Source organism: Mycobacterium sp. TH-M106 (assembly GCF_057473765.1).
Genome location: NZ_JBYCLE010000287.1, coordinates 1 through 8,634 on the forward strand (window position 1 = coordinate 1; position 8,634 = coordinate 8,634).

Sequence of the window (8,634 nt, forward strand, 5' to 3'; positions counted from 1 at the left end):
TCCAGAATCCCTGCACGGTGGTTTCCAGCAGTTCTTCGGGCATCTGGCCGTGCGCGACGGCGACCCGGGCCTCGGGCACCAGGTTGCGCACCCGCGCAGCAGCGGCATCGATCGAGCTGACCCGGTTGTGCACGTAGAACGCCTGTCCGTCACGCAGCAACTCGCGGCGCAGCGCGGCGGCGACCTGCCCGGCGTCATGCGGACCGACGTAAGTCAGCACCGGGTAGCGGTCCTCGGGCGGGGTCAGGATCGTCGACATCTCCTTGATGCCGGCCAGGCTCATCTCCAGGGTGCGCGGGATCGGGGTGGCGCTCATGGTCAGCACGTCGACGTCGGCGCGCAGGCTCTTGATGTGCTCCTTGTGTTCCACGCCGAACCGCTGCTCCTCGTCGACGACGATCAGCCCGAGATTCTTCCAGGTCACCCCGGTCTGCAGCAGCCGATGGGTGCCGATCACGATGTCGACACTGCCGTCGGCCAGCCCGTCGATCACCGCGCGCGACTCCTGGACACCGGTGAACCGGGACAGACCCTTGATCCGCACCGGGAAGCCGGCCATGCGCTCTGCAAACGTTTGCAGGTGCTGGTCGGCCAGCAGGGTGGTGGGCACTAGCACGGCGACCTGTTTGCCGTCCTGCACCGCCTTGAACGCCGCCCGCACCGCGATCTCGGTCTTGCCGTAGCCGACGTCGCCGCAGATCACCCGGTCCATCGGGATCGGCTTTTCCATATCGGCCTTGACCTCAACGATCGCGGTCAGCTGGTCGACGGTCTCGGTGAACCCGAACGCGTCCTCCATCTCGGCCTGCCATGGCGTGTCCGGGGAGAACGCGTAACCCGGCGCGGCCTGCCTCTTGGCGTACAAGCTGACCAGCTCGCCGGCGATCTCGGCGACAGCTCGCCGCGCTTTCGTTTTGGTGTGGGCCCAGTCGCTGCCGCCAAGCCGGGACAGCGCCGGGGCCTGTCCACCGACATAACGCGATAGCTGGTCCAGCGAATCCATCGGCACGTAGAGCTTGTCGGAATCAGCTCTGCCGCGTTTGCTGGATGCGTATTCCAGCACCAGGTACTCGCGCCGCGCGCCGCCAACCGTGCGTTCGGTCATCTCCACGAACCGGCCGATGCCGTGCTGGTCGTGCACCACCAGATCGCCGGCGGTCAGCGCCAGCGGATCGACGGTGTTGCGCCGCTTGGCCGCCAGCCGCCTACCCCGAGGTCCGCTGACCCGGTTACCGGTCAGGTCGGTTTCGGTGATGACGACCAGATTGGCGGTGCTGTTCGTGGTGATGACGCCGTCGTGCAGCGGCCCGGCGAGCACACCGACCACGCCCGGCGTCGGTGCCGCGCCCGGCTCCAGCATCGCTGCGGCGGTGTCGGATTCGGCTAATTGTTCGACGACGCGGCGCGCCGTACCGGTCCCGGGCACCACGACCGCCGCCAAGCCGCCAGCAGCGACATGGGCGCGCAACATGGCGAAGATCCCGTCGATGTCGCGCTGATACCCACGAGCCGACGGTGCCGCTCGGATGTCGAGTTCGACCGCCGACTCATCGGAGAGCTGGCTCAGCGTCCACCACGGATTCCCGCCGGCCTGTGCGGCGGCGCGTACATCGTCGAACTCGCGGAACCCCGATCCACCGAGTTGCGCGATATCGACAGGGCCCGCACCGCCGAGCGCGGCCACCGACCAGGAAGCCTCCAGGAACTCGCGTCCGGTCTTGATCAGCTCGGCCGCCCGGGTACGCACCTTCTCCGGGTCGCAGACCAGCACCGGGGTACCGTCGGCGAACTGGCTGGCCAACAGGGCCTCCTCACCGGGACGCAACACCGATGTCAACGCCTCCATGCCGTCGACCGGGATGCCCTGGGCCAGCTTGGCCAACAGGTCGGCCTGGGTAACCGGGATGGCTGTGACGGCGTTTTCGCTGTGCCGATGGTCGTGGGACAACCCGGCTAACTCCGCGGCCCGAGCACGCACATCGTCGGTCAGCAGCAGTTCCCGGCACGGCACCGCGACCAGTGTGCCGATGTCCACTTCAGGGATGGATCGCTGATCGGCCACCGAGAACGTCCGCATCTCGGTGACCTCGTCGCCCCAGAACTCGACCCGCACCGGATGCTCAGCCGTCGGGGGGAAAACGTCGAGGATGCCGCCGCGCACCGCGAACTCACCGCGCCTGCCCACCAGATCCACCCGGGTATAGGCCAGCTCGACCAGCCGCGCGACGACGCCCTCAAACGGTGCCTCGTCGCCGACGGCCAAGGTCACCGGCTCGATCATGCCCAGCTGCGGCGTCATCGGCTGCAGTAGCGAGCGAACGGTGGTCACCACCACCCGCAGCGGCGGGCCCAGCCGGGCGTCGTCGGGGTGGGCCAGCCGCCGCAGCAGCAGCATCCGGGCGCCGACGCTGTCCACACTGGGTGAGAGCCGTTCGTGTGGCAGCGTCTCCCAGGAGGGGAATATCGCCGCAGCGTCGCCGAAAACACCGCGCAGTTCGCTGGCGAGGTCGTCGGCCTCCCGCCCGGTGGCGGTGACCACCAACAGCGGGCCGCACTTGGCCAACGCAGCAGCGACGAACAACCGGGCGGCCGCCGGGCCGACCAGGGCCAATTCCGCGGGCCGGTCGGCTGCTCGCTCGATGAGTTGCTGAAACGTCGGCGCGGTCAACGCCAACTCCACCAGCCCCGCGATCGGAGTATCTGGTCGGGCAGGCCCCGGTGCGGTCATGATCCGACCATTCTAGGATCCGGCTGGTACCCCGACGGGCGGCACCGGCTGGCCCGTTATTGATCCGGGTGTTGCACTCGTCGACGTCGGGCTACTCGTCGTGCAGCACCGGATCAGCCTCCAGGTGGGTCAGGCCGTTCCAGCACAGATTGACCAGATGCGCGGCTACCACTTCTTTCTTGGGTTCCCGCACGTCCAGCCACCACTGCGCGGTCATCGACACCGACCCGACCAACGCCTGGGCGTACAGCGGCGCCAGCTCGGGGTCCAGGCCGCGCCGGGAGAAGTCGCCAGCCAGGATCGACGACACCTGGTTGACCGCATCGTTGAGCAGGGTGGAGTAGGTACCCGCACTGATCGATGCCGGGGAGTCACGAATGAGGATGCGAAATCCGTCGGTGCGTTCGTCGACATAAGTCAGCAGCGCAAGCGCCACCCGTTCGATGCGCAGCCGGGACCGGTTGTTGGTCGAGCGGGTCAGTGACGAGGTGATCCCGTCCAGCAACGCCGACATCTCCCGGTCGACGACCACCGCGTACAGCCCCTCTTTGCCACCGAAATGTTCGTAGACCACGGGTTTGGACACACTCGCTCGCTGTGCGATCTCTTCGATGGAGGTGCCGTCATAGCCACGCGCAGCAAACAACGACCGCGCGACGTCGATGAGCTGGTGACGCCGCTCACTACCGGTCATCCTGGCCCGCGGAGCGTGCCCATCCTTGTCCGGAGCAGCCACGGCTATCAGGGTATCTGTTTGACTGGGCCAATTGACTCGGGCGGGCGGCCCGCGTCGTCGTCGGACTAGAGTCACAGCGAAGCAGCGATCCGTCGTGGTGTAATCGGCAGCACATCAGATTTTGGTTCTGAGAGTTCAGGTTCGAGTCCTGGCGACGGAGCTTGGGCCGGCTTGGGCCGGCTTGGGCCGGCTTGGGCCGGCTTGGGCCGGCTTGGGCCGCGAGCGTGCGCGAAACCGGGCGACCGCCCGGCGTGTCGCCCGGGGACGCGCACGGTCGCGCCCAAGGTGGCAGGGAGGTGAGGTGACAACGCAAGGCGAGACTCGCGAGACCGGCGGGACCGGCGAGACTGCGGTCCTGGTCTTGGCGGCCGGGGACGGCACCCGGATGGCCTCGGACACCCCGAAGGTGCTGCACACCCTGGCCGGGCGAAGCATGCTGTCACACTGCCTGCACGCGATCGCCAAGACGGCGCCACAGCACCTGATCGTCGTGCTGGCCCGGCACAGTGACCGCATCGCCGTCGCCGTCGCCGAGCTGGCCGGTGAGCTGGGATGCCGGATCGACACTGCGTTGCAGGAGCAGCAACTCGGCACCGGGCACGCCGTGCTGTGCGGTCTGTCGGCGCTGCCCGACGACTTCGCGGGCACGGTCGTCGTCACTTCGGGAGATATTCCGCTGCTGGACGCCGGCACGCTTGTGGACCTGGTCACCGCCCATCACAGCGCCCCGGCCGCGGTCACCGTGTTGACGACCACGCTTGCCGACCCGGAAGGCTACGGCCGCATCCTGCGCACCCAGGACCGCGAGGTGATCGCCATCGTGGAGCAGGCCGACGCCACGCCGTCACAGGCCGAGATCCGCGAGGTCAACGCGGGGGTGTACGCCTTCGACGTCGCCGCGCTGCGTTCGGCACTGATCCGGTTGAGTCCGGACAACGCCCAGCATGAGCGCTACCTCACCGACGTCATCGGCATCGTCCGTCAAGACGGTCATGTGGTGCACGCCCAACATGTCGACGACAGCGCGCTGGTGGCCGGCGTCAACAACCGGGTCCAGCTGGCCGACCTGGGCGCCGAACTCAACCGCCGCATCGTCGCCGCCCACCAGCTGGCCGGCGTCACGGTCGTCGACCCCGCCACCACCTGGGTCGACGTCGACGTGGCCATCGGCCGCGACACCGTCATCGCTCCCGGCACCCAGTTGCTGGGCCAGACGAAAATCGGCGAACACTGCACCATCGGCCCGGACACCACCCTGACCGACACCCAGGTCTGCGACGGCGCATCGGTGATCCGCAGTCACGCCAGCTCGGCGTCCATCGGCGCCGGCGCGACGGTCGGGCCGTTCACGTACCTGCGCCCCGGCACGGTGCTGGGCGCCGACGGCAAGCTGGGGGCCTTCGTCGAGACCAAAAACTCCACCATCGGCACCGGCACCAAAGTGCCCCACCTGACCTATGTCGGCGACGCCGACATCGGCGAGCACTCCAACATCGGCGCGTCCAGCGTCTTCGTCAACTACGACGGCGAGGCGAAGCATCGCACCATCGTCGGCTCGTACGTCCGCACCGGATCGGACACCATGTTCGTGGCTCCGGTCACCGTCGGTGACGGCGCCTACACCGGCGCCGGCACCGTGCTGCGCCACGATGTGCCCCCGGGCGCGCTCGCGGTGTCGGCCGGCTCGCAGCGCAACATCGAGAACTGGGTGCAGCGTCATCGGCCCGGCAGCGCCGCCGCGCAAGCCGCCGAGAAGGCGCGTGGCGACAACCCGGACCAGGCGACATGAAGCTGATCGGCATCTGCTTATCCGGCAACGAACCGGATGCTCGGCTACGTACCATGAGTCCCGTCAGACAAGAGTCATCGACGATCTCCGACGGCGAGGGCGGCACGTGAGCCACGAGTGGATAGACAACCGCAAGAACCTGATGCTCTTCGCGGGCCGGGCACACCCGGAACTGGCCGAGCAGGTCGCCAAGGAGCTCGACGTCGCGGTCACCGCCCAGACCGCCCGTGACTTCGCCAACGGCGAGATCTTCGTGCGCTTCGAGGAGTCGGTACGCGGCTGCGACGCCTTCGTGCTGCAATCTCACCCGATGCCGCTGAACAAGTGGCTGATGGAGCAGTTGATCATGCTTGACGCGCTGAAACGGGGCAGTGCCAAGCGGATCACCGCAATCCTGCCGTTTTATCCCTACGCTCGCCAGGACAAAAAACACCGGGGCCGCGAACCGATTTCCGCACGCCTGGTGGCAGACCTGCTCAAGACCGCAGGCGCCGACCGGATCGTCACCGTCGACCTGCACACCGACCAGATTCAGGGGTACTTCGACGGGCCCGTCGACCACATGCGCGCCCAGCCCCTGTTGATCGGCTACATCAAAGACCACTACGCAAACCACGACATCGTGGTGGTCTCCCCCGACTCCGGCCGAGTGCGTGTCGCCGAGAAGTGGGCGGACTCGCTGGGCGGCGTCCCGCTTGCCTTCATCCACAAAACTCGCGACCCGCGGGTGCCCAACCAGGTGAAGTCCAACCGCGTCGTCGGCGAAGTCTCGCACAAGACCTGCGTGCTCATCGACGACATGATCGACACCGGCGGCACCATCGCGGCCGCGGTGCAGCTGCTGCACGACGACGGCGCCGGGGATGTCATCATCGCCGCCACCCACGGTGTGTTGTCCGACCCCGCCGCTGAGCGGCTCGCGGCCTGCGGCGCGCGCGAGGTGATCGTCACGAACACGCTGCCGATCGGCGACGACAAACAATTTCCCCAACTCACCGTGCTGTCGATCGCACCCCTGCTGGCCCGCACCATTCAGGCTGTTTTCGAAAACGGTTCGGTCACCGGACTATTCGACGGGGACGCATAAATGCCCCGCCCCGACCGCCCGGTCGATGCGGCCTGCGAGATTCTGTGACCCCTCGCGCAGTGGTTGTCGCAATGCTGGCATGCTCGGCGCTGGCGGTCGGATGCGGCCCTAAAACACCTGACTACCAGGCGATCTGGACGACCAGCAGCACGGCTACGACGACCGAGACGCCGGTACCGCTCGGAAAATACCTGGAGGAACAAGGCGTCCGTGCCGAACCGGTAGCACCGGACGCCCTGACCGACCTCACCGTGTCCATACCGACACCGGCGGGCTGGTCGAAGCGAGACAAGCCGACGCCCCTGCCGGGCAGCGTAGTGATCGGCAAGGGCAAAATCTATCCGACCGCCATGCTGACAGTGTTATTGCTCACCGGGAAAGTGAAAGCCACGGAACTGGCGGACCACGTCCTTGCCGACGCGGAACTGTCACAGAACTTCCATAAGCTGGACACCTCCATCGATGACTTTCACGGCTTCCCGTCGGTGATGATCCAGGGCAGCCAGGACTTGAACGGGCAGCGCGTACACACCTGGTTCCGGACGGTGCTCGCTACCGGGAGATCCACCGGATCGCTCCAGCACTATCTGGTTCAACTGACCATCGTCACACTGGCCGACCAGGCCGCCGCACAGGCTCCCGACGTCGAGAAGATCATCGACGGCTTCACCGTCACGGCCCGGTAGGGCCGAGCAGCTCACCTACACCGAATTTCCGCCCCGCCGTCCTGGTGCGTTAACCTGTCCAGGCGTCACGGCGAGGGCGGCCGGCACTTTGCGGGTCGCCGTTATCGGCGAGAACCCAGGCGTTGTCGTGATCTGGCCGTGCACCGATGCACATATCCGGTGATCAGAGGAGCGACCGATGGCCAAATCCACAACCAACCAGCTCACCGTCGCGGTGCGGACCGAGACCGGCAAGGGGGCGTCCCGCCGGGCGCGCCGCAACGGCAAGATTCCCGCTGTGCTCTACGGGCGCGGCACCGACCCACAGCATCTGGAACTGCCCGCGCACGAGTTCGCCGCCGTACTCCGTCACTCCGGCACCAACGCGGTGCTCACCCTCGACATCAACGGCAAAGCGCAGTTGGCGCTGACCAAAGCGCTGGACATCCACCCGATCCGCCGCACCATCCAACACGCCGACTTGCTCGTGGTGCGCCGCGGTGAGAAAGTGACCGTCGAGGTCACCATCGCCGTCGTGGGCGACGCCGCCCCCGGCACCCTGGTCACCCAGGAGACCAACACCGTCGAGATCGAAGCCGAGGCGCTGTCCATTCCCGACCAGGTGCGCGTCTCAGTCGAGGGTGCTGAACCCGGCACCCAGTTCACCGCCGGGAGTCTCGAACTGCCCGCGGGGGTGAGCCTGGTCTCCGATCCGGAGTTGCTGCTGGTCAACGTCGTCACTGCACCCACCGCCGAGGAACCGGAGGCGGCAGCCGCCGCCGAGGCCGTCGAAGCGGAGGCCGAGGGCGAGGGTGCTGCCCAAACCGAGGCCTCTGATTCGACGGCGCCCGGTACCGAGTAGCGGGTCGCGACGTGGCCGAGCCGCCCCTCGCGCTGGTGGTCGGCCTGGGCAACCCAGGACCGCACTATGCCCGCACCCGACATAACCTGGGCTTCATGGTCGCCGACCGGCTCGCCGCGAGGCTGGGATCGAAGTTCAAGGCGCACAAGCGTTCCGGGGCGGAGGTGGCCATCGGTCGGCTGTGCGGGCGCTCGGTGGTGCTGGCCCGGCCGCGGTGTTACATGAACGAGTCAGGCCGCCAGGTAGCGCCATTGGCGAAATTCTTCTCGGTGCCGCCGCGCAACCTCACCGTCATCCACGACGACCTCGATCTCGACTTCGGTCGAATCCGGCTCAAACTCGGCGGCGGCGAGGGCGGCCACAACGGGCTACGCTCAATCGCGGCGGTATTGGGCAGCAAGGACTTTCAACGTGTTCGCATCGGGATCGGCCGTCCCCCCGGACGCAAGGATCCGGCGGCTTTCGTACTGGAGCCGTTCACAGCGGGCGAGTCTGATCACATGCCGGTCATCTGCGAGCAGGCCGCCGACGCCACCGAATTACTGGTCGAACTGGGGCTGGAGTCCGCACAGAACGTCGTGCACGCCTGGCCGTAGTCGCGCGGACGCACGCCCCGGCCCGCGGGGGTGCGCCCGGCGTCTCGGACCAGCGATGCGCTGGCGCAAACGGAACTTAAAGATATTTCGGTAATACAGTGACTGATGGTCATAGAGAAAGGCCGGTGTGGGCGAGGAAGGCGAAACACAGGTCGTAGTTGGAGCCGATGC

Annotated in this window: 7 protein-coding genes and 1 tRNA gene; 6 read left to right on the forward strand and 2 right to left on the reverse strand. The window is 67.2% G+C overall.

Features of this window, described 5'->3' with window-relative positions:
* The coding region (locus tag AC2VOP_RS09940) for a transcription-repair coupling factor (protein WP_486960795.1) at positions 1 to 2,728 on the reverse strand (2,728 nt) is incomplete at its 3' end.
* Positions 2,729 to 2,819: 91 nt separating this feature from the next.
* Positions 2,820 to 3,422, reverse strand: coding sequence for a TetR/AcrR family transcriptional regulator (locus AC2VOP_RS09945; RefSeq protein WP_486960801.1), 603 nt, complete (start codon positions 3,420 to 3,422; stop codon positions 2,820 to 2,822).
* Positions 3,423 to 3,552: 130 nt separating this feature from the next.
* On the opposite strand from AC2VOP_RS09945, the gene AC2VOP_RS09950 reads away from it, so the two are divergent.
* The 6 genes from AC2VOP_RS09950 to pth all read left to right on the forward strand — a co-directional run bounded on the left by AC2VOP_RS09950 (position 3,553) and on the right by pth (position 8,463).
* A tRNA-Gln gene (locus tag AC2VOP_RS09950) sits at positions 3,553 to 3,624 on the forward strand.
* Between the two features lie 141 nt (positions 3,625 to 3,765).
* Positions 3,766 to 5,253 (forward strand): bifunctional UDP-N-acetylglucosamine diphosphorylase/glucosamine-1-phosphate N-acetyltransferase GlmU, encoded by a 1,488-nt coding sequence (glmU, locus tag AC2VOP_RS09955; RefSeq protein WP_486960796.1) that lies wholly within the window; start codon positions 3,766 to 3,768, stop codon positions 5,251 to 5,253.
* A 106-nt stretch (positions 5,254 to 5,359) separates the two neighbouring features.
* Positions 5,360 to 6,340 (forward strand): ribose-phosphate diphosphokinase, encoded by a 981-nt coding sequence (locus AC2VOP_RS09960; protein WP_486960797.1) that lies wholly within the window; start codon positions 5,360 to 5,362, stop codon positions 6,338 to 6,340.
* A 71-nt stretch (positions 6,341 to 6,411) separates the two neighbouring features.
* On the forward strand, positions 6,412 to 7,026 hold the full coding sequence (locus tag AC2VOP_RS09965; RefSeq protein WP_486960798.1) for an LpqN/LpqT family lipoprotein: 615 nt from the start codon (positions 6,412 to 6,414) through the stop codon (positions 7,024 to 7,026).
* 178 nt (positions 7,027 to 7,204) lie between these two features.
* A complete protein-coding gene (locus tag AC2VOP_RS09970) occupies positions 7,205 to 7,867 on the forward strand; it encodes a 50S ribosomal protein L25/general stress protein Ctc (RefSeq protein ID WP_486960799.1) in 663 nt (220 codons plus the stop codon).
* Positions 7,868 to 7,878: 11 nt separating this feature from the next.
* The gene (gene pth / locus AC2VOP_RS09975) at positions 7,879 to 8,463 is read left to right on the forward strand and encodes an aminoacyl-tRNA hydrolase (protein WP_486960800.1); all 585 of its coding nucleotides are present in this window, start codon (positions 7,879 to 7,881) and stop codon (positions 8,461 to 8,463) included.
* The last annotated feature ends 171 nt before the right edge of the window (positions 8,464 to 8,634 follow it).

Bases quoted from the DNA above. Each gene is read 5' to 3' on its own strand.
- AC2VOP_RS09945 (WP_486960801.1), bottom strand. From the start codon at position 3,422: ATGACCGGTAGTGAGCGGCGTCACCAGCTCATCGACGTCGCGCGGTCG.
- AC2VOP_RS09965 (WP_486960798.1), top strand. From the start codon at position 6,412: ATGCTGGCATGCTCGGCGCTGGCGGTCGGATGCGGCCCTAAAACACCT.
- AC2VOP_RS09970 (WP_486960799.1), top strand. From the start codon at position 7,205: ATGGCCAAATCCACAACCAACCAGCTCACCGTCGCGGTGCGGACCGAG.